Annotated in this window: 16 protein-coding genes; 7 read left to right on the top strand and 9 right to left on the bottom strand. The window is 63.7% G+C overall.

Annotation, left to right across the window (positions count from 1 at the left end):
- Nucleotides 1–28: 28 nt before the first annotated feature.
- Nucleotides 29–3,277, bottom strand: coding sequence for a carbamoyl-phosphate synthase large subunit (gene carB, locus EV686_RS02755; RefSeq protein WP_132473232.1), 3,249 nt, complete (start codon nucleotides 3,275–3,277; stop codon nucleotides 29–31).
- Nucleotides 3,278–3,365: 88 nt separating this feature from the next.
- A complete protein-coding gene (gene carA / locus EV686_RS02750) occupies nucleotides 3,366–4,514 on the bottom strand; it encodes a glutamine-hydrolyzing carbamoyl-phosphate synthase small subunit (RefSeq protein WP_353174659.1) in 1,149 nt (382 codons plus the stop codon).
- A gap of 66 nt (nucleotides 4,515–4,580) precedes the next feature.
- Here carA and tal point away from each other — a divergent pair, with 66 nt between their 5' ends.
- Nucleotides 4,581–5,546, top strand: coding sequence for a transaldolase (gene tal / locus EV686_RS02745; RefSeq protein WP_132473666.1), 966 nt, complete (start codon nucleotides 4,581–4,583; stop codon nucleotides 5,544–5,546).
- Between the two features lie 74 nt (nucleotides 5,547–5,620).
- Here tal and EV686_RS02740 read toward each other — a convergent pair whose 3' ends face one another.
- The gene (locus EV686_RS02740) at nucleotides 5,621–5,875 is read right to left on the bottom strand and encodes a hypothetical protein (RefSeq protein ID WP_132473230.1); all 255 of its coding nucleotides are present in this window, start codon (nucleotides 5,873–5,875) and stop codon (nucleotides 5,621–5,623) included.
- Here EV686_RS02740 and EV686_RS02735 point away from each other — a divergent pair.
- Nucleotides 5,862–6,653: a LysR substrate-binding domain-containing protein gene (locus EV686_RS02735; protein WP_132473228.1), complete on the top strand. Its 792-nt coding sequence runs from the start codon at nucleotides 5,862–5,864 to the stop codon at nucleotides 6,651–6,653. The genes EV686_RS02740 and EV686_RS02735 overlap by 14 nt on opposite strands.
- Nucleotides 6,654–6,702: 49 nt before the next feature.
- Here the strand turns inward: EV686_RS02735 and EV686_RS02730 are convergent, their stop codons facing one another.
- The gene (locus EV686_RS02730; protein WP_132473226.1) at nucleotides 6,703–7,623 is read right to left on the bottom strand and encodes a LysR family transcriptional regulator; all 921 of its coding nucleotides are present in this window, start codon (nucleotides 7,621–7,623) and stop codon (nucleotides 6,703–6,705) included.
- Nucleotides 7,624–7,748: 125 nt separating this feature from the next.
- On the opposite strand from EV686_RS02730, the gene EV686_RS02725 reads away from it, so the two are divergent.
- The gene (locus EV686_RS02725; RefSeq protein WP_132473224.1) at nucleotides 7,749–8,627 is read left to right on the top strand and encodes a pirin family protein; all 879 of its coding nucleotides are present in this window, start codon (nucleotides 7,749–7,751) and stop codon (nucleotides 8,625–8,627) included.
- Nucleotides 8,628–8,728: 101 nt separating this feature from the next.
- The gene (locus EV686_RS02720) at nucleotides 8,729–9,652 is read left to right on the top strand and encodes a pirin family protein (RefSeq protein ID WP_132473222.1); all 924 of its coding nucleotides are present in this window, start codon (nucleotides 8,729–8,731) and stop codon (nucleotides 9,650–9,652) included.
- Nucleotides 9,653–9,770: 118 nt separating this feature from the next.
- On the opposite strand, the gene adhP is transcribed toward EV686_RS02720, so the two are convergent.
- Both adhP and EV686_RS02710 read right to left on the bottom strand, forming a co-directional pair.
- On the bottom strand, nucleotides 9,771–10,799 hold the full coding sequence (adhP, locus tag EV686_RS02715) for an alcohol dehydrogenase AdhP (RefSeq protein ID WP_132473220.1): 1,029 nt from the start codon (nucleotides 10,797–10,799) through the stop codon (nucleotides 9,771–9,773).
- A 119-nt stretch (nucleotides 10,800–10,918) separates the two neighbouring features.
- A complete protein-coding gene (locus EV686_RS02710) occupies nucleotides 10,919–12,445 on the bottom strand; it encodes an aldehyde dehydrogenase family protein (protein ID WP_132473218.1) in 1,527 nt (508 codons plus the stop codon).
- A gap of 288 nt (nucleotides 12,446–12,733) precedes the next feature.
- Between EV686_RS02710 and EV686_RS02705 the strand changes: the two genes are divergently transcribed.
- The gene (locus tag EV686_RS02705; protein ID WP_132473216.1) at nucleotides 12,734–14,635 is read left to right on the top strand and encodes a sigma-54-dependent Fis family transcriptional regulator; all 1,902 of its coding nucleotides are present in this window, start codon (nucleotides 12,734–12,736) and stop codon (nucleotides 14,633–14,635) included.
- Between the two features lie 29 nt (nucleotides 14,636–14,664).
- Here EV686_RS02705 and EV686_RS02700 read toward each other — a convergent pair whose 3' ends face one another.
- Entirely contained in the window at nucleotides 14,665–15,282 is a 618-nt protein-coding gene (locus EV686_RS02700; protein WP_132473214.1) for a LysE family translocator, read from the bottom strand.
- 130 nt (nucleotides 15,283–15,412) lie between these two features.
- Here EV686_RS02700 and EV686_RS02695 point away from each other — a divergent pair, with 130 nt between their 5' ends.
- Nucleotides 15,413–16,858 (top strand): aminotransferase-like domain-containing protein, encoded by a 1,446-nt coding sequence (locus EV686_RS02695; RefSeq protein WP_132473212.1) that lies wholly within the window; start codon nucleotides 15,413–15,415, stop codon nucleotides 16,856–16,858.
- A 7-nt stretch (nucleotides 16,859–16,865) separates the two neighbouring features.
- Here the strand turns inward: EV686_RS02695 and EV686_RS02690 are convergent, their stop codons facing one another.
- Nucleotides 16,866–17,798 carry a dihydrodipicolinate synthase family protein gene (locus tag EV686_RS02690; protein ID WP_132473210.1) on the bottom strand — a complete coding sequence of 311 codons (933 nt, stop codon included), beginning with the start codon at nucleotides 17,796–17,798 and terminating at the stop codon, nucleotides 16,866–16,868.
- Between the two features lie 86 nt (nucleotides 17,799–17,884).
- Between EV686_RS02690 and EV686_RS02685 the strand changes: the two genes are divergently transcribed.
- Nucleotides 17,885–18,742 (top strand): LysR family transcriptional regulator, encoded by an 858-nt coding sequence (locus EV686_RS02685; RefSeq protein WP_243650713.1) that lies wholly within the window; start codon nucleotides 17,885–17,887, stop codon nucleotides 18,740–18,742.
- An 11-nt stretch (nucleotides 18,743–18,753) separates the two neighbouring features.
- Here the strand turns inward: EV686_RS02685 and EV686_RS02680 are convergent, their stop codons facing one another.
- Nucleotides 18,754–20,619: an IlvD/Edd family dehydratase gene (locus EV686_RS02680; protein ID WP_132473206.1), complete on the bottom strand. Its 1,866-nt coding sequence runs from the start codon at nucleotides 20,617–20,619 to the stop codon at nucleotides 18,754–18,756.
- Between the last annotated feature and the right edge of the window lie 9 nt (nucleotides 20,620–20,628).

The following is a 20,628-nucleotide window of genomic DNA, read 5'->3' as shown; positions in this document are numbered from 1 at the left end:
GACAGCGCTGCGGCTGCCGGCGGAATCATCAGGCCGCGCTCAGCGAAGCGTGCAGGTCCTGCAGGGAGTACACGGTCAGGCCGGAGCCCTCGCCGTTGCGCAGGTACTGCAGGCCTTCAACGGCGGCGATCGCGCCGGCGATGGTCGTGAAGAACGTCACGCGCGACGCCAGGGCGTGCGTGCGGATCAGGCGGGAATCGGCGATGGCGTTGCGGCGCTCTTCGACCGTATTGATGACCAGCGAGATTTCACCATTCTTGAGCATGTCGACGATGTGCGGACGGCCTTCCGTGACCTTGTTGACCACCTGCACCGGCAGGCCGGCCGCTTCGATGGCGGCGGCCGTGCCGCGCGTCGCGACGATACGGAAGCCCAGCTCGACCAGGCCGCGCGCCACGCCGACGGCGCGGGGCTTGTCCTGCTCCTTCACGCTGATGAAGGCCACGCCGGACTCAGGCAACTGCACGCCGGCCGCCAGTTGCGACTTCACGAAGGCCTCGCCGAAGCTGTAGCCCACGCCCATGACTTCGCCGGTGGACTTCATTTCCGGTCCGAGAATGGTGTCGACGCCTGGGAACTTGACAAACGGGAAGACTGCTTCCTTGACGCAGAAATACTCGGGCACGACTTCGTCGCCGATCTTCTGCGCGTCCAGCGTCGAGCCGGCCATGGCGCGGGCCGCGATCTTGGCCAGCTGCAGACCGGTCGCCTTGGAAACGTAGGGTACGGTACGCGACGCGCGCGGGTTGACTTCCAGCACGTACACATCGCCATCCTGGATGGCGAACTGGACGTTCATGAGACCCTTCACGTTCAGCGCGCGCGCCATCAGGGCAGTCTGGCGCTTGATCTCGGCAATGGTGTCCGCCGACAGCGAGTACGGCGGCAGGCTGCATGCCGAGTCTCCGGAGTGCACGCCGGCCTGCTCGATGTGCTCCATGACGCCGCCGATGAAGACGCGCTCGCCGTCGCACAGGCAGTCGACGTCGACTTCGGTGGCGTTGTTCAGGAAGTGATCCAGCAGGACCGGGGAGTCGTTGCTGACCTTGACCGCTTCGCGCATGTAGCGCTCCAGGTCGCTCTGCTCATGCACGATTTCCATGGCGCGGCCGCCCAGCACATAGCTGGGGCGCACGACCAGGGGGTAGCCGATTTCCGAGGCCAGGGCGATGGCCTCGCCTTCGGTGCGCGCGGTGCGGTTGGGCGGCTGGCGCAGGCCGAGCTTGTTCAGCAGCTTCTGGAAGCGCTCGCGGTCTTCTGCGATATCGATGGATTCGGGGCTGGTGCCAATGATGGGGGCCGCATTGGCTTCCAGCGCGCGGGCCAGCTTCAGCGGCGTCTGGCCGCCGTACTGCACGATGATGCCGACCGGGTTTTCCTTGTGCACGATTTCAAGTACGTCTTCCAGCGTCAGCGGCTCGAAGTACAGGCGGTCGGACGTATCGAAGTCGGTGGAAACGGTTTCCGGGTTGCAGTTGATCATGATGGTTTCGTAGCCATCTTCACGCAACGCCAGCGACGCATGCACGCAGCAGTAGTCGAACTCGATGCCCTGGCCGATGCGGTTGGGACCGCCGCCCAGCACGATGATCTTCTTGCGATCCGTCGGGCGGGCTTCGCATTCGTCTTCGTAGGTGGAGTACATATAGGCCGTATCCGTGTGGAATTCGGCCGCGCAGGTATCGACGCGCTTGTACACCGGACGCACGCCAAGCTGGTGGCGCAGGCGGCGGACTTCGCCTTCGGACGTATCCAGCAGGAATGCCAGGCGGCGATCGGAGAAGCCGCGGCGCTTCAGCTCGCGCAGCGTGACGGCATCCAGATCGGCCAGCGTCTTTTGCTCGAGCGCCAGCTCGATGTCGACGATTTCCTTGATCTGCGCCAGGAACCAGGGATCGATGCTGGTCAGGGAGTGGACTTCTTCCAGGGTGAAACCCTGGGCGAAGGCATCGCCCACGTACCAGATGCGCTCGGGACCGGGCTCGCCCAGCTCGACCTGCAGCTTCTCGCGGTCGGTGGTCTTCTGGTTCAGGCCGTCCACGCCCACTTCCAGGCCGCGCAGGGCCTTCTGGAAGGATTCCTGGAAAGTGCGGCCGATGGCCATGACTTCGCCCACGGACTTCATCTGCGTGGTCAGGCGGGAATCGGCCTGCGGGAACTTCTCGAACGCGAAGCGCGGCACCTTGGTGACGACATAGTCGATGGCAGGCTCGAACGATGCCGGCGTAGCGCCGCCCGTGATTTCGTTGCGCAGCTCGTCCAGCGTATAGCCGACGGCCAGGCGTGCGGCCACCTTGGCGATGGGGAAACCCGTTGCCTTGGAGGCCAGCGCCGACGAACGTGACACGCGCGGGTTCATCTCAATGACGATCATGCGGCCGTTCTGGGGGTTCAGCGCGAACTGCACGTTGGAGCCGCCGGTGTCGACGCCGATCTCGCGCAGCACCGCAATGGATGCGTTGCGCATGATCTGGTATTCCTTGTCGGTCAGCGTCTGGGCGGGCGCGACCGTGATGGAGTCGCCTGTGTGCACGCCCATCGGATCCAGGTTTTCGATGGAGCAGATGATGATGCAGTTATCGACGCTGTCGCGTACGACCTCCATCTCGAACTCCTTCCAGCCCAGCAGCGACTCTTCGATGAGCAGTTCGTTGGTCGGCGAGGCTTCCAGGCCGCGGCGGCAGATGGTTTCGAATTCTTCGCTGTTATAGGCGATGCCGCCGCCCGTGCCGCCCAGCGTGAAGCTGGGGCGGATGACGACGGGGAAGCCCGACGTGCCGATTTCCTCGGCGATGCGGCGCTGCACGGCCCAGGCTTCGTCCATGGAGTGCGCCACGCCCGACTTGGCGGATTCGAGGCCGATGGAATCCATGGCCAGCTTGAACTTCTGGCGGTCTTCAGCCTTGTCGATGGCCTGGGCATTGGCGCCGATCATTTCGACGCCGTATTTTTCGAGCACGCCGTTGCGGGCCAGGTCAAGAGCGCAGTTCAGCGCCGTCTGGCCGCCCATGGTGGGCAGCAACGCATCGGGACGCTCGCGTTCGATGATTTTTTCGACCGCCTTCCAGGTAATGGGCTCGATGTAGGTGACATCGGCCGTTTCCGGATCGGTCATGATGGTGGCGGGGTTGCTGTTGACCAGGATGGTGCGATAGCCTTCGGCCTTCAGCGCCTTGCAGGCCTGTGCGCCGGAGTAGTCGAACTCGCACGCCTGCCCGATGATGATCGGACCCGCGCCAATGATGAGGATGCTTTTTAGGTCTGTACGCTTAGGCATATTTAATCTCTTTTGCCGCCGGGCCGCCCCTAGGCAAAAGCGCCCCCTCGGGGGGCAGCAAGCCGAAGGTGCGGCGTGGGGGCATTTTTTATCCGGCCATCAGGCTGATGAATTTGTCGAAGAGGACCACGATATCGTGCGGGCCGGGACTGGCTTCCGGGTGGCCCTGGAAGCAGAAAGCGGGAGCATCGGTCAGCTCGAAGCCCTGGGCCGAGCCGTCGAAAAGCGACACGTGCGTCAGGCGCGCATTGGCCGGCAGACTGTCGATGTCTACCGTGTATTCGTGATTCTGGCTGGTGATGTAGACGCGCTTCGTGGAGAGGTCCTGCACCGGATGGTTGCCGCCGTGGTGGCCGGTGGACATCTTGACGGTGCGCGCGCCCAGGGCCAGCGCCATGATCTGCTGTCCCAGGCAGATGCCGAACAGCGGGATCTTGCGCTCGATGGCGCCGCGCGCCGTCTCGATGGCGTAATCGCAGGGCGCGGGATCTCCCGGGCCGTTGGACAGGAAAATGCCGTCCGGCGACAACGCCAGCACGTCTTCCAGCGGCGTTTGCGCGGGCACCAGCGTGACCTTGCAGCCGCGCTCGACCAGCAGGCGCAGGATGTTGTACTTGACGCCGAAGTCGTAGGCCACGACATGGTGGCGCGGATTCTCGAGGCTGCCGTAGCCCTGGCCCAGGGTCCAGGTGCTTTCCGTCCAGGCCTGCGCCTTGGGGATGGAAACCGTCTTGGCCAGGTCCTTGCCGGCCAGGCCAGGGAAGCCGCGGGCGAGCTCGACGGCGCGCTCGGCGTCGGCGCCCACCAAGATGCAGGCGCCCTGTGCGCCTTTTTCGCGCAGGATGCGCGTGAGCTTGCGGGTATCGATGCCGGAAATAGCTACAATACCTTGAGCCTTCAGGTATTCGGGCAGTGATTGTGTGGCACGGAAATTGGAAACGCGCAGCGAGCAGTCGCGCACGACCAGGCCGGAAACATGTACCTTGTTTGACTCAACATCCTCGGCATTGATGCCGGTATTGCCAATATGCGGGTAAGTCAGGGAGACGATCTGCCCGTTGTAGCTGGGATCGGTCAGGATTTCCTGATAGCCGGTCATGGAGGTGTTGAAGACGATCTCAGCAACGCTGTGACCGTCGGCGCCGATGGAGACGCCATGAAACAGGGTACCGTCAGCCAGAGCAAGGATTGCAGCGGCGGGCGCCTTGGACGCCTCGGAAAAAAGTGACGGCAGCAAAATGAACCCCGATTGTGATGTCAGTAATTAAACCTTCCAATTATACACCTTGAGACGCTAACGATGATGTCCAGCACCCTTGATCTTCTGCGAGAAAACACTACAGTCGTTGCAGATACGGGCGATTTCGAGGCCATGCGCCAGTTCCGGCCGACCGACGCGACCACCAATCCGTCCCTGATCCTGAAAGCCGTGCAAAAGGATGCCTACCGCCCCCTGCTGGAGCGCGTGGCCCGCGACCACGGCAATGCCGCGACGACGGAGCTGGCGGATCGCCTGCTGGTCGCCTTCGGCAAGGAAATCCTGGACATCGTCCCGGGACGCGTCTCGACGGAAGTGGACGCCCGCCTGTCGTTCGACACGCAGGCCACGCTGGAGCGCGCCCGGCAGATCATCGGCCTGTACGAGCAGGCAGGCATCGCCCGCGAACGCATCCTGATCAAGATCGCCTCCACCTGGGAGGGCATACAGGCCGCGCGCGTCCTGCAGGCCGAAGGCATCAACTGCAACCTGACCCTGCTGTTCTCGCTGCCCCAGGCCCTGGCCTGCGCCCAGGCCAAAGCGACGCTGATCTCCCCGTTCGTCGGTCGCATCTACGACTGGCACAAAAAAGCTGCCGGCGCGCAATGGGACGAGCAGGCCCGCAGCGGCGTCAATGATCCGGGCGTGCAGTCGGTCACGCGCATCTACAACTACTACAAGGCCTACGACATCCCCACGGAAATCATGGGCGCCAGCTTCCGCAACACCGGACAGATCCTCGCGCTGGCCGGCTGCGACCTGTTGACCATCAGTCCGGAACTGCTGGGCGAGCTGGCGCAGGGCAAGGATCCCGCGCCTGTGCGGCTGCAGCCCCAGGCCGCCAAGGCCAACGCCCCCGAATGGATGGCAAGCAACGAAATCGCCTTCCGCACCGAGCTGAACGAAGACGCCATGGCCACGGAGAAACTGGCGGAAGGCATACGCGCCTTCGTGGCGGATGCCGTCAAGCTGGATGTGCTGATCGCGCAGGTGCGCAACAACCCCCAGTAGCGAAAGACCTGTCCACCGCGGCTGTCTGCCGATGCAACATCGCAGCAGCCGCGCTGCGGACCAAAACCGGTCCTTTAAACCCCGGCCAGTTTGGCCAGCGTGTCTTCAAGCTCTTTTTTCCTTCTTTCCAGCGCTTTCAGTTGCGCCTCTTTTTGCGGGTCTACCCCTTTTTTGGAAAAAGCGCTTCCCTGGTTATCGAGATCGGCCTGCTGCGTGCCGGCCTTCAAGCTGTCGAGTTCACGCTTGAGCTGATCATGCTGGCTCTTGCTGACTTTGCGCGCACGCAATGCCGCAGCCAGTTGGGCTTCCTGCGTCTTGAGTGAACTCACTCCCGAAGGCAGGGAGTTCCTGGGCTACGCCCGTGTCGCGCTGGACACGCTGGGCGCGGCCAAGGCCAGCCTGCGCGCGCACCAGGTTACCGAAGTCGGCGCGGTGACTGTCGGCATACCCGGCTCGCTCAGTCCCATGCTCAGCCTGCGGCTTCTCGAAACCGTACGCAGGGACTGCCCCAACATCCGCCTGAAAATCGTATCGGGACTGTCGGGCCATCTGGCCCGCTGGATACTGGACGATACGATCGACTTCGGCCTGGTCTACAGCCCCTCACCCATCGCGGGCCTGGACCTGGAACTGCTGCTCAAGGAGCACCTGTTCCTTGCCTCCCACCGCAAGAATGCGGACATGCTGAGCGGGCTCTGCCACGACGGCAACATCCGGCTGCCGGACCTGCGCGACATCCCGCTCGTCATGCCCAGCCGGGAACACGGCCTGCGCGCGCTGACGGAGGAAGTGGCCTCCAGCGTCAATGCGCGCCTGCACGTGCGCACGGAACTGGATGCGCATGAACTGCTGCTCGAATGGGTGCTGCGTTCCGACGAAGCCACGATTCTCTCGCTGGCCGCGCTGCGCAATCTGCGCATCCCCAAGGAGGATCTGTTCACGGCCCATATCGTCGATCCCTGCGTCGAACGCCGCATCTGCTTGGCCTATGCCTCGGACCGCCCCCTGACCCGCACCGCCCGGCGGGTGGAGGTCATCCTGCGCAAGCTGCTGCTGCTGCAGGAACTGGACGCGGGCTGGTGGGACTACGCCGTCATCAACAACTGAGCCATGGACGGCCCGGCTCCTTGAACGGAGCATGGCCGAACAGCCATCATCAATCTTCGTCCAGCGCCTCGAACCGTTCCGCCAGATGGTCGATCAGGGCCCGAACGGATGGCAGCAGGCCCCGGCGGGAGGCAAATACCGCATAGATGATTTCACGCCTGGGCTGCCACTGCGGCAACACCGGGACCAGCCGTCCGTTCTTCAGGTGGTCAAGAATCATCATGCGCGGCAACTGCACTACGCCCACACCGGCCAGCGCCGCCGCGCACAACACGCGCATGCCGCGCGTCACCAGCCTGGGCTGGTGCGGAATCTGCGCCAAGGCCCCGTCGGGGCCGTACAGCGTCCATGCGTGCTCGCTCTGGGGCAGGCCCAGCGCCAGGCTCGGCAGCCCGGGAAGATCCGCGGGCACGACAGGCGTGCCATGTACTTCCAGCAATGACGGGCTTGCCACCAGGCATTGCCCGCGATCCCCCAGGACCCGCATGTGCAGATCGCTGTCCTGCAGCGGAGGCGGCCTGACCCGGATGGCGATATCGAAGCCCTCCGCCACCACGTCCACCTGCCGGTTGGTGGCTTCCAGGTGCACGATAACGTGCGGATACATCGCCATGAAGTCCGCCACCATGTCTCCCACCCGGGCATCGAGCATGGCGATCGGGCAGCTCATGCGCACGACGCCTCGCGGCTCGGAGCGCGTCATGGCGACGGCTTCTTCGGCGGCCTCGGCCTCGACCAGCATGGCCTTGCAGTGCATGTAGTAGGTATGGCCTATTTCCGTGACCGAGAATCTGCGCGTGGACCGCTGGATCAACCGCACCCCGAGGCGGTTCTCCAACTGCGCGATCCTGCGGCTGAGACGGGATTTCGGTATGCCCAGTTCGCGGCCAGCCGACGCGAAGCCCTGGTGCTCGACCACCTTCACATAATAGAAAAGATCATTCAGATCGCACTTCAGTTCCTGGCTCATTGCGTGCTCCTATCGTTCCATATATAGAACAATGCGTATGATTTTATCGGTCTAGCGCGATTTTCTCCACGCTTTTATGATGGATTCATCTCGGTATTGCACCGTCAGGATCACAGGAGATTTCCATGAAAAAGATTCTCGGCATCTATAGCGCCCCTCGCGGCCACTGGGTCGGCGACGGCTTCCCCGTACGTTCGCTGTTCTCATACCATAGCCATGGGCGGCACCTCAGCCCCTTCCTGCTGCTGGACTATGCCGGCCCGCACACCTTCGCCCCGGCCCCGGCGCCCCGCGGCGTCGGCCAGCACCCGCATCGCGGATTCGAAACCGTCACCATCGTCTACCAGGGCGAGGTGGAGCACAAGGATTCCACGGGTGCGGGCGGCAAGATCGGCCCGGGCGACGTGCAATGGATGACGGCGGGAGCAGGCATTCTCCACGAGGAGTTCCATTCCGATAACTTCACCCGCAGCGGCGGTGTGTTCGAAGTTGTCCAGCTCTGGGTGAACCTTCCCGCCGCGGACAAGTCCGCCCCGGCTTCGTACCAGACGCTGTTGAACCGGGACATCCCAGTGGTGGCGCTGCCCGATGACGCGGGCCAGGTGCGCGTCATCGCCGGGGAGTTCGGGGACGGCAAGGGTCCGGCCCGCACATTCACCCCCGTGAATGTCTGGGATGTGCGCCTCGCCCAGGGCAAGAGCGCCAGCTTCGCCATCCCCGAGGGCCATACGGCAGCCGTGGTCATGTTGCGCGGCACCGTGCAGCTCAACGACAATGGCATTGCGCGCGAAGCGCAGTTGGCGGTGCTGGACCGCGACGGAGGCTCCGTTCACGTCGAGGCCAACAGCGATGCGTCCTTCCTGATCCTGTCGGGAGAGCCCATCGACGAACCCATCGTGGGATATGGTCCCTTCGTGATGAACAGCGAAGCGGAAATCCGGCAGGCCATCGACGACTTCAACAACGGCGGTTTCGGCCGGATGCCGGCAGCCGCAACGCATTGAGGCCGGCGGCGATTCGAGCCGAAAGCCTCGTCCCGGAGGGACGAGGCTTCTCTTCCCCATCCGCACACCCGTCACAGCCCACCCCAGCAAAGGAGCATGCAGTGAACACACCATCCACAGCAAGCACGCAACAGCGCAAGCACGGTCCGGTCCTGGAGCGCATCCCCACGAAAAACGCCGATGTCGGCGGCGTCCCCGTCCGGCGCGCCATTCCCACGAAGGCCAGGCGCACCGTGGGCGCATGGTGCTTCCTGGATCACCTGGGCCCGTCGATCCTGACGCCCGAAACAGGCATGAATGTCGGCCCTCATCCGCACATCGGCCTGCAGACCTTCACCTGGATGCTGACAGGCGAAGTCATGCACCACGACAGCCTGGGTTATGCGCAGGTCATCCGTCCCGGGCAGGTCAATCTGATGACGGCGGGACGCGGCATCGCGCACTCCGAGGAAAGCCTGGGCGCGGGCACCATGCATGCATCCCAGCTATGGATCGCCCTGCCGGAATCCCATCGCCATTGCGAACCCGCGTTTGCCCATCATCCAATTCTGCCGCAGACGAACATCCAGGGAGTGGAGGTCACGCTGCTGGCCGGGCAGTCTTTCGGCCTGCAGTCGCCGGTGCAGGTATTCAGCGAGCTGGTGGGCGCCGACCTTTCCGCCCCCGCTGCCACCACGGCGCGCATTCCCCTCGAACCCGGCTTCGAGCATGCCATTCTCTGCCTGGAAGAATCCGCCGTCATCGAAGGCGAGCGCATCGTCCCCGGCGAGCTGTTCTACCTGGGCGACGGAAGGGACCGCATCGACATCCAGTTCGAGGCCGGCGGCCATCTGCTGCTGATCGGCGGCACGCCGTTCGAAGAGCCTGTGCTCATGTGGTGGAATTTCGTGGCGCGCACGGCGGATGAAATCAGCCAGGCAACCGAGGACTGGAACGCGGGCCAACGCTTCGGCGAAGTCGCCGGAACCGCCCTGCCGCGCCTGGCTGCGCCTGAGTTCAATGCGAGGATGCGAGCGGCTACCTGAAGCCTTATCCCGCTCGGCTGCGCGCAACCGCCCTCGACAAGAAAGCCCCGCCTGTCGCCACGGCGGGGCCTGGGAAAAGCTTGCCCGCCGGCCATACGGCGGAGGCGGGCGGACGGCATCAGGCGTTCAGATCGAGCACCACGCGGCCATTGATCTTGCCTTCATGCATGCGGTGGAAAATATCATTGATGTTTTCCAGCCTGTCGCTGGCCACCGTGGCCCTGACCTTGCCCTCGCCGGCGAAATCCAGCGCTTCCTGCAGGTCGAGCCGCGTGCCCACGATGGAGCCTCGCACCGTGGTGCCGTTGAGCACCATATCGAAGATCGACAGCGAAAACTCTCCCGGCGGCAGACCGTTCAAGGCTATGGTGCCCCCCCGGCGCGTCATGCCCATGGCCTGCTGGAAAGCGATGGGAGAAACGGCCGTGACCAACGCGCCATGCACACCTCCGATTTCCTTCTTGAGGAAGGCGGCTGGGTCGGTTTTGCGGGCGTTGACAGTAATCTCGGCGCCCAGCGACCTGGCCAGATCCAGCTTGCTGTCGTCCACATCGACGGCGGCTACATTAAAGCCCATGGCGCGCGCGTACTGAACAGCGACATGGCCCAGTCCCCCGATGCCGGAAATGGCCACCCAATGCCCGGCCTTGGCTTCGGTCATTTTCAGACCCTTGTAGACCGTGACACCCGCGCACAGGATGGGCGCAATATCGATGAAGCCCACGCTGTCGGGCAAATGGCCGACATAGTCGGCATTGGCCAGCGCGTACTGCGCGAAGCCGCCATTGACCGAATAGCCGGCATTCTGCTGGCTTTCGCACAACGTTTCCCAACCGCCCAGGCAATGCACGCAATGACCGCAAGCGGAATACAGCCAGGGAATGCCGACCCGGTCGCCTTCCTTGACATGATTGACTCCAGCGCCAACGGCCACGACGTATCCCACGCCTTCGTGCCCGGGGATGAACGGCGGATTTGGCTTGACCGGCCAGTCGCCTTCCGCAGCGTGCAGGTCGGTGTGGCAAACCCCGCAGGCTTCGATCTTGACCAGAATGTCGCCCGGCCCGGGACGCGGCACCGGTACTTCCTCGATCTGCAGCGGCTGGCCGAACGCGCGTACCACGGCAGCTTTCATGGTGGATTGCATATGATCACTCCTGAGAAGCCCCCACGCCGCACCTTCGGCTTGCTCCCCTCAAAGGGAGCTTTTGCCTTGGGGCGGCCGGAGGCAAAGAAACACCGGCAAAGCCGGCGTGTGAACAACAATTAGAAGAAACCCAGGGCGTTCGGGCTGTAGCTGACCAGCAGGCATTTGGTCTGCTGGTAGTTCGACAGCGCCACCTTGTGGGTCTCGCGGCCGATGCCGGACTCCTTGAACCCGCCGAAGGCGGCATGGGCGGGATACAAGTGATAGCAGTTGGTCCAGACCCGGCCGGCATGGATGCCGCGACCTGCGCGATAAGCCTGCGAGCCGTCACGCGTCCAGACGCCCGCGCCCAACCCGAAGGTCGAGTCGTTGGCGATGGCGAGGGCTTCATCTTCATCTTTGAAGGTGGTGACAGCAGCCACCGGACCAAAGATTTCTTCCTGGAAGATGCGCATGTTGTTCTTGCCCAGCAGCAGCGTCGGGCTGACGTAGTAGCCCTCTTCCAGCCCGCCACCCAGCGCATTGCGCCCACCGCCGATCAGGCATTCCGCGCCTTCCTCGCGGCCGATGTCGATATAGGACAGTATCTTGTCCAGTTGCGCCTTCGAGGCCTGCGCCCCGACCATGGTCTGCTGGTCGAGCGGGTTGCCGGTCTTGATGGCCTTTACGCGCGCCAGCACCTTTTCGATGAAACGCTCGTAGATGGATTCCTGGATCAGCACGCGCGAGGGGCATGTGCAGATCTCGCCCTGGTTCAGCGCGAACAGCGTCAGCCCTTCCAGCGCCTTGTCCAGGAAGGCGTCGTCTTGCGCCAACACGCTTTCGAAGAAGATGTTGGGGCTCTTGCCGCCGAGCTCGACCGTGGCGGGAATGAGGTTGTCGGCGGCAGCGTGCAGCACACGCTTGCCGACCGGCGTCGATCCGGTGAAGGCGACCTTGGCAATGCGCTTGCTGGTGATCAGGGCTTCGCCCGCTTCCTTACCGAAACCGTTGACGATGTTCAGCACGCCGGGGGGCAGCAGATCGCCGATGATCTCGACCAGGATCAGGATGGACGCCGGGGTCTGCTCGGCCGGCTTGAGCACCACGGGGCAGCCGGCGGCCAGCGCGGGCGCCAGTTTCCATGCAGCCATCAGCAGCGGGAAGTTCCAGGGAATGATCTGACCGACGACGCCGACGGGTTCCTGGAAGTGGTAGGCGACAGTGGTCTGGTCGATTTCGGAAATCGCGCCTTCTTCCGCGCGCAGGCAGCCCGCGAAGTAGCGGAAGTGGTCAACGGCCAGCGGCAGGTCGGCCGCCGTGGTTTCACGCAGCGGCTTGCCATTGTCGATGGTTTCGGCCACAGCAAGCAGGCGCAGGTTCTGCTCGATGCGGTCCGCGATGCGCAGCAGTACGTTGGAACGTTCGGCCGGCGGCGTATTGGCCCAGCCCCGGCGCGCGGCATGAGCGGCGTCGAGCGCCAGGTCAATGTCGGCAGCGTCGGAACGCGGAATCTGGGTGAACACCTGGCCAGTGATCGGCGACAGGTTCTCGAAGTAATTTCCCGAGACAGGCGGCACCCACTTGCCGCCGATATAGTTTTCGTATTTCGACTTGAACGGGAAAGGGATATCGATACCGAGCGACTTCAGATCTGACAGATTCATGACTCATGTCTCCTTTTGACGTATGCATAAAAATGCCGCGCAACAGCGCCTCATGCGCCATCTTGCAGTCTTGAAAACCATGTTTCCCGCAGGTGCGGAAAACACACCCGTAAACTTTTCATTAGCAATAACCGTGCCTGACAGGGACATGCCATACAAAAGCCGCAATCCGGTGCATAATCCAGACATACAGCACAACTGTGGACCAAAGGCATGCGGCAATATGCGACACACCCTGTCGCGCGCAACACATCACTGTTGCAGACTGCATCACATCAGGAGCCAAGAATGGAAAGTGTTCAATCACAACGTATCTCCGGCGACCCTAACGCTATCCATGCCCCTTATTTGATCCAGCGTTCCTGGGAACGCTGCGCCAGGCAAAGCGGCGACCTGCACACAGATCCCATCATGCTTTCCGGCGGCGACCTCAAGGAACGCCTGGTTCGCCATACCGCCCTGCTGCAGGCGGCCAGGCCGGAGATCGAAATCCTGGCGGGCATGGTGGCAAGTACGGACGGCATCGTCCTTCTGACCGATGACAACGGCGTCATTCTTCAATCGCTGGGGGATACCGGATTTCTTCAGCGCGCCGAGCAGGTCGCGCTGCGTCCGGGCGTCAGTTGGGCGGAAGACCATCGCGGAACGAACGCCATCGGCACGGCGCTGATCGAAGGAACTTCCGTGCGCGTGCACGGCGGCGAGCATTTCCTGCAGCGCAATCGCATCCTCAGTTGCCATGGCGCTCCCGTCCGCTCGCCCCAGGGCGACATCCTCGGCGTGCTGGACATATCCTGCGATGCCGGCAAGCTGCATGCCTATGCGCTGAAGCTGGCCGCCATGTTCGCGCGCCAGATCACCAACCGCATGCTCGACCAAGCGGGCCGCGGATACGATACGCTGGTATTCCATCGCCAGGCCTCATCGCTCGACTCCATCGAACGCGCGCAGTTGCTGCTGAACGATGGCCACATCGTCGGCGCCAACGACGCAGCGATCGCCATGCTGGGGGCTACATGGCAACATCTCCTGAACCAGCCGCTAGACGCCTGGATGCACGCCGACTGGCGACAGGCTGGCAACCTGCCCGTTTCCATCGATACTTCCACCGGTGCGGCTGTCGTCGCCCGCCTGCACCGGAAAAGCGCTCCATCCATCGCGGCGCCGGCCCGGCCAGATGCGAGCGAGGCCTCTGGCAAAAGAGCGGACGCGCTCCATACGCCCCCGGCGACACACGGGCCAGACGCTCAGGCGCCTGCCATGCTGCCGGAACCGGCGCCTGAACTGCGGGGCGAGTTCGAGCGCACGCTCAAGGCCTTCGACGGCGGACTGGCTGTGCTGATACAAGGGCCGACCGGCAGCGGCAAAGAAGTCTATGCCCGCAGGCTGCATGCGCGCTGCGCGCGGTCCGGGAAACCATTCGTCGCCATCAATTGCGGCGCCCTGCCCGAGTCCCTGATCGAAGCCGAACTGTTCGGCTATGCTCCCGGCGCCTATACCGGCGCCAACCGCCACGGCAGCCTCGGACGACTGCGCGAAGCTCATGGCGGGGTCCTGTTCCTGGACGAGATCGGCGACATGCCACTGCCACTGCAGACACGACTGCTGCGCGTCCTGCAGGAACGCGAAATCCGTCCGCTGGGTTCCGACAAGGCCGTCGCCGTCGATTTCCTGCTGATCAGCGCCACCAACCAGGACCTGGATTCGCTGCTGCGGCAAGGCCAGTTCCGGTCGGACCTGTTCTACCGCCTGCAGGACCAGCGCGTGCAGCTTCAACCCCTTGCCATGCGCCAGGATCTGCCAGGGTTCCTGTGCACGGAATTCAACCGCCTGGGCGCCCTGGAAAAAAGCCTGACGCTGAGCGACGATGCCTGCCGCTCATTGGCGGCCTATGCATGGCCCGGCAACTACCGCGAACTCCAATCCGTATTGCGGGCGCTGGTCATCCACTCCGCCGCAGGCAGCCTGCTGCAAGTATCGGATCTGCCCGAACACCTGCAGGCGCCGCATGCGTCCGGCGCGACTGGCGAAACGCCAGCCATGCGCGGCAGCCATACATCCCTGCGCGACATAGATGAGCAGCATATACGCCGGACGCTGCATCGCAGCAACGGCAACATATCGGAAACGGCACGGCTGCTCGGCATTCATCGCAGCACGCTCCATCGCCGCCTGAAACGGCTATCCTGATAACTTAGCGGCCCGCCTGGCGCGCCGCATCATCCGAGCCACTCGGCGGCCATGGGGTACAGCGATGCCACCAGCAACAGCGCCATCGCCCAGTTGAACATGCGGATCGCCGCCGGCCTGTGCAGCAGCCGCCGCAAGGCCATGCCGAACAGCGTCCATACCGATATGCTGGGCAGGTTCACCAGGCCGCACAGCAGCGCGGCGAACAGCAAGTCGGTCAACAGCCCTGCAGGCGGCACGTACACCGCGATCACTCCCAGGGCCATGGTCCATGCCTTGGGGTTGACCCACTGGAACGCCGCCGCCTGCAGGAAGCTGAACGGCCTGCCCTCCGCCTGGCCGGAGGCGCTCGGAGGGACGGCGGTCGCAATGCGCCACGCCAGGTACAACAGATAGACAGCGCAGGCGACCTGCAGCACATCATGCAGGCCCGGCCAGTTGCGGAACAGCGTGCCCAGGCCCAGACCGACCAGCACCAGCATGGCCATGAAGCCGATACTGATGCCCAGCATATGCGGAATGCTGCGCCGGAAGCCGTGCGTCAACCCCGAGCTGGCCAGCATGATGTTGTTCGGCCCCGGAGTGACGGAAGAGGCGAATGCAAACAGTATCAACGGTAAAACAAGCATCTGGGTCTGGGCAGTCATGGGAACGATCCGATATCGACGAAACACGCGCGCGAGGCACACGCCGCACAGTTCCCACTATAATGACCATCACCGGTACAGTACCTGTACACTTTATCTATTAACTATCTGACTGTATCGGACAACCCACATGAACAGTCCCGCCCTCTCCCTGTTCGACCCGCCGCAGCTCGACAGCGATATCACGCTGACCGAGCAGATCAGCACCATGCTGGTGACGAAGATCACGCAGCTCGGCATCCGGCCGGGGAGCCGCCTGCCATCCGTGCGCGCGCTCGCCCAGCACCTGGGCGTCAGCCGTTTCACTATCGTAGCGGTGTACAACCGGCTGTCGGACGAAGGCTGGATCCACCCCCGGCAGGGAGCAGGCTATTTCGTGCAGGCCCGGCAGTCGCCCCCGCGCGATGACGGCGGCATGCGCCTGGGCTCCGATGCCATCGAGCAAACGCCCAGCCACCGCACCCTGGATGTTTCCTGGCTGCTGCACGGCCTGCTGCGCGACGTATCCGATCCCGCCATTCCAGGCTCCGCCGCCCTGCTGCCGGCCAAATGGATGGACAGTGAGTTGCTGGCATCAGCCACGCGCTCTGTCGGCCGCGCACCTGGACATCTTATTCTGGGATACGGCCATCCCCGGGGCTACCTCCCTTTGCGCCAGACACTGGCCTCGCGCCTGCAGGCGCTCGACATCCCCGCCAATCCCGACAGCAACCTGCTGCTGACCGCCGGCGTCACGCACGCCGTGGATCTGGTGCTGCGCGCCCTGACCAAACCCGGAGACACCGTGCTGGTCGAGGATCCCGCCTGGTTCCTGGTGTTCGGCCGCCTGGCCGCCGCCGGCGTGCAGGTGCTTGGCGTTCCGCGTACGCCGCAAGGCCCGGACATCGACGTGTTGGCGCAGATGGCCCAGGCGCATCGCCCGAAGCTGTTCATCGTCAACAGCGCCGTGCACAACCCCACCGGCTACAGCCTGCAGGCCAGCAACGCCTTCCAGGTGCTGAAGCTCGCGCAACAACACGATTTCCATATTTTCGAGGACGATACCTACGGCGATCTGCACGCCGGCGGCGCCATCCGGCTGGCGGCGCTGGACGGACTGCAGCGCGTGCTCTATGCCAACGGATTTTCCAAAACACTGGCCGCGGGCCTGCGCTGCGCTTTCCTGGCCGCCGCGCCCGGGCTGATCAACACACTTACCGACCTGAAGCTGCTATCGGGCTTGACCACGCCCGAACTCAATGAGCGCGTATTGCAGCGCGCCATGTCTTCGGGTCAATTCCGCAGGCACCTGGACCGCCTGCGCAACCGCGTCGATGTAGCACGGGTGGAAACAATGAAACGACTGTCGGACCTGGACGTGAGCATCCATCACGATCCCGCTGGCGGCATGTTCGTGTGGGGAGATTGCCACCGCGACAGCGATCAGTTGGCGCGCAGCGCGGCCGGCGAAGGCATGCTGCTTGCGCCGGGATCCTTGTTTTCGCCGACGCAAGCGCCCAGCAGCCATATCCGGTTTTCCGTCGCCCTGGCCGAAAACCCGGCCGCCTGGCGCATTCTGGAAAAGCTGCTGGGCTGAACGCTGATTACAGCCCGGACAGAGCCGCGGCGTTCCGGATCTTGAAGCTCAGCGCGCTCAGGTCCGACTCCAGCTTGCCAGCCTGTTCCTGCGACAACTCCTGCAGGGGCGGACGCATGGTCTTCCAGGACTCGTCGCCGGACTGCCATGCGATCGCATGCTTCATGGCCGCGATCATGGGATGCGCCTGGAACGCCTTGCGCACAGCATCCAGCTGCGCCTGCTGCGCGTCGGCGTCGTCCTGCTGCCAGGTCGCATACAGTTGCGAAATCGCGGCAGGGTTCACGTTCCCCGTTGCGGTAATGCAGCCCGCCCCGCCGTTGCGCAGCGTCTGCAGCAGGAAGGTTTCGCTGCCCGCGAACACATCGAAGCCTTCCGGCTGGAAGGTATCGAGCATTGCCTTGGTGTTGGACCAGTCGCCGGAACTGTCCTTGACGCCGGCGATCGTGCCGGGATAGGCCTTCAGCAGGCGTTCGATCAACGCCAGACTGATTCCCACCTGCGATACCGGAGGAATGTGGTACAGATAGATCCTCAGGCGCTCATCAGCCACTGCATCGATGATCGCCGCATAGTTCCGGAACAGTCCTTCGTCCGATACGCCCTTGTAGTAGAACGGCGGCAGCATCAGGACGCCCGCGCACCCCCGCTGCACGGCATGGCGCGTCAACGCGATGGAGTCCGTCAGCGCGCAGCAGCCGGTCCCCGGCATGAGCCGGTCCCCCGGCACGCCAGCATCGATCAGGAGATCCAGCAGCCGGATCTTCTCCTCGACCGACAGGGAGTTGGCCTCCGAATTCGTGCCGAATACCGCCAGCCCGACATTCTGCTCCAGCAGCGATTTGCAATGCTTCAGGAATCGCGTTTCCGAAACGGAATAGTCGGCGTTGAACGGTGTGAGCACGGGGGAAAGGACCCCGCGCAGCTTGCTTCCAGACATGCTATCCTCCTTTGGAGATTTGATAAAAAAATACGGCTGTCGCCGTTATCCACGAGACACAAAATCCGGCCATGGACACAAAGTACATGGAAAGCTTCGTTGCTGTCATCGAAGCAGGCTCTTACGCTGAAGCCGCGCGCAGGCTGGACCTGACCGCGGCCGCCATCGCCGCCCGCATCAAGGCGCTGGAAGACGATATCGGCGTTCCGCTCGTACAGCGCTCCGGACGCTTCGTCAGGCCGACACAGCACGCCCTGAATATACTGGACAGCACCCGTGCCGCGCTACGAAATATCCGCGACCTGCGCGCGCTGGCGCAGGACTCGTCCCTGGGAGGAGAATTCCGCATCGGATGCTTCATGTCCGCACTGACCAACATTCTTCCTCCATTGCTGAAACAGGTCTACGCACGCTACCCCGCCGCCTCGCTGTTCGTCGTCCCCGGCGCGTCCGTCGAACTCTGCCGCAAGGTCGCCGACGGGGAGCTGGACGCCGCCATTGTGGTCGAACCGCAGTTTCCCATGCCGAAAACCTGTACCTGGCAGCCCTTCATCGAAGAGCCGCTCGTCGTGGTCGCCCACGTCGAACACAAGGAACAGGATGCGCACCACCTGCTGCGCACCCAGCCATTCATTCGCTACGACCGCAACATTCTCGGCGGCCAACTGGCCGACCGCTACCTGCGCGATCACCAGATCTTCCCCACCCAGCGCCTCGAGATCGACAGCCTTTCCTCCATCGTGTCCCTCGTCGCCGAAGGCCTGGGCGTATCCCTGCTGCCGGACTGGTCTTCGCTGCTCAAGCCCATGCCGGTCCTGCGCATCGCGCTGCCCTCGCATGCCCCCGTACGACGCAGCGGCCTGATCTGGAACACGCAGGGACATCACGCCAACATGGCCTCCTGTATTCACGAACAGGCTGCGCAGATCTTCCTGCGCAGCTGATCCTGACCAGCCTACCTGGGGACCTGTCCTTTCTGCTCCACCGACCGCAGGAAATCGAAGTCGACTCCCTTGTCGGCCTGCGTGACGGTATCCATGAACAGCTTGGCATAACCCCGCTCTGCGCTGCAGGAAGGCAGTTCCTGCGATTGCCTGCGCGCCTCCAGTTCCTCGTCGGAAACCAGCAGAGAAATGCTGCGCTCGCCGACGCTCAGGCGGATGCGGTCGCCGTTGCGCACATACGCCAGCGGCCCGCCGATCGCCGCTTCGGGCGTCACATGCAAAATGATGGTGCCGAATGCCGTGCCGCTCATGCGGCCATCCGAAATCCGGACCATGTCCTTGACGCCCCGCACCGCCAGTTTCTTGGGGATGGGAATATATCCGGCCTCGGGCATGCCGGGCGCGCCCTTGGGGCCGATATTCTTCAGCACCAGCACGTCATCGGCATTCACGTCCAGCGATTCGTCGTCGATGCGCGCCGCCATGTCCTCCAGGTTCTCGAACACCACGGCCCTGCCTTCGTGCTCCATCAACGCTTGATCGGCCGAAGCCTGCTTGATGATGGCGCCGCCAGGCGCAAGATTGCCTTCGAGCACCGCGATGCCGCCCTGCGGATAGATGGGGTTGTCCCTGGTGCGGACGACATCCTGCTCGAATCCCGGGCCGGAGCGTTCGATTTCCTCGCCCAGCGTCCTGCCCGTCACGGTCAGCGCATCGAGATTGAGCAAGGGCTTGAGTTCCCTGAGCAGCGTGGCCATGCCGCCCGCCCGATGAAAGTCTTCCATGTAGTGCTGGCCCGAAGGCTTGAGGTCCAGCAGCACGGGCGTATCCCGGCCCAGACGATCCAGCGCCTTCAGGTCGACATTCATGCCGAGACGCCCAGCCATCGCGGCCAGGTGGACGATGCCGTTCGTGGAGCCGCCGATGGCCAGCAGCACGCGCATGGCGTTTTCGAAGGCTTCCGGCGTCAGGATACGATCAATGGTCAGGCCCTCCCGGGCCAGGCGCACGGCCTGGGCCCCGGTGGCCTCGGCGATCCGCATACGGTCGGCCGTGACGGCCGGCGGCGTGGCGGATCCCGGCAGGCTGATGCCCAGCGCCTCCGCCAGGCATGCCATAGTGCTGGCGGTTCCCATGACGGCGCAAGTGCCGACGCTGGCGACCAGCTGGTTGTTCACATCGGAGATCTCTTCATCGTCCAGAGTCTCAGCGCGGTACATGCCCCAGTAGCGGCGGCAATCCGTACAGGCGCCAACCCTCGTCCCGCGATAGGCGCCCGTCAGCATGGAGCCGGTCACCAACTGGATGGCGGGAATGCCGGCCGAAGCCGCGCCCATCAATTGCGCGGGTACGGTCTTGTCGCACCCGCCGATCAGCACCACCGCATCCATGGGCGCCGCACGCAGCATTTCCTCGGTATCCATCGACATGAGATTGCGCAAGTACATGCTGGTCGGATGCGCGAAGCTCTCGTGGATGGATATCGTCGGGAACGGCATGGGCAGGCCGCCCGCCAGAAGGATACCTCTCTTGACCGCCTCTATCAGCGGCTCCATGTTGCCATGGCAGGGGTTGTAGGCGCTGCCAGTGTTCGCGATACCGATGACGGGCCGGTCCAGCGCATCATCGGTATACCCGGCGCCCTTGATGAAGGCCTTGCGCAGGAACAGCGAAAAGTCATTGTCGCCATAATTGGTCAGCCCTTTGCGCAGACCGCTCCCGGCATTGTGAGTCGCTCCCGCCTGAAGTCGGGAGCTTCCTCGCCACAATACGGGGGCACCTTCGGTGCCGTATGACGACTGCCCCGCTTGACCTCGGTCAGAGGACCGAGGCTTGCGCGTCGGCGCGTGGTCATGAGAAGCATCTTTCTTGGACATTGGTGATAT

The sequence above is a fragment of the Paracandidimonas soli genome, assembly GCF_004342005.1.
GTDB lineage: Bacteria > Pseudomonadota > Gammaproteobacteria > Burkholderiales > Burkholderiaceae_B > Paracandidimonas > Paracandidimonas soli.
The sequence above is the reverse complement of the archived record's forward strand: the minus strand, read 5'-3'. Positions and strand labels throughout refer to the sequence as shown.

Excerpts from the sequence above, each read along its gene's own strand:
- carB (WP_132473232.1), bottom strand. The coding sequence starts at position 3,277 with ATGCCTAAGCGTACAGACCTAAAAAGCATCCTCATCATTGGCGCGGGT.
- tal (WP_132473666.1), top strand. The coding sequence starts at position 4,581 with ATGTCCAGCACCCTTGATCTTCTGCGAGAAAACACTACAGTCGTTGCA.
- EV686_RS02730 (WP_132473226.1), bottom strand. The coding sequence starts at position 7,623 with ATGAGCCAGGAACTGAAGTGCGATCTGAATGATCTTTTCTATTATGTG.
- EV686_RS02725 (WP_132473224.1), top strand. The coding sequence starts at position 7,749 with ATGAAAAAGATTCTCGGCATCTATAGCGCCCCTCGCGGCCACTGGGTC.
- adhP (WP_132473220.1), bottom strand. The coding sequence starts at position 10,799 with ATGCAATCCACCATGAAAGCTGCCGTGGTACGCGCGTTCGGCCAGCCG.
- EV686_RS02710 (WP_132473218.1), bottom strand. The coding sequence starts at position 12,445 with ATGAATCTGTCAGATCTGAAGTCGCTCGGTATCGATATCCCTTTCCCG.
- EV686_RS02705 (WP_132473216.1), top strand. The coding sequence starts at position 12,734 with ATGGAAAGTGTTCAATCACAACGTATCTCCGGCGACCCTAACGCTATC.
- EV686_RS02700 (WP_132473214.1), bottom strand. The coding sequence starts at position 15,282 with ATGACTGCCCAGACCCAGATGCTTGTTTTACCGTTGATACTGTTTGCA.
- EV686_RS02695 (WP_132473212.1), top strand. The coding sequence starts at position 15,413 with ATGAACAGTCCCGCCCTCTCCCTGTTCGACCCGCCGCAGCTCGACAGC.
- EV686_RS02690 (WP_132473210.1), bottom strand. The coding sequence starts at position 17,798 with ATGTCTGGAAGCAAGCTGCGCGGGGTCCTTTCCCCCGTGCTCACACCG.
- EV686_RS02685 (WP_243650713.1), top strand. The coding sequence starts at position 17,885 with ATGGAAAGCTTCGTTGCTGTCATCGAAGCAGGCTCTTACGCTGAAGCC.
- EV686_RS02680 (WP_132473206.1), bottom strand. The coding sequence starts at position 20,619 with ATGTCCAAGAAAGATGCTTCTCATGACCACGCGCCGACGCGCAAGCCT.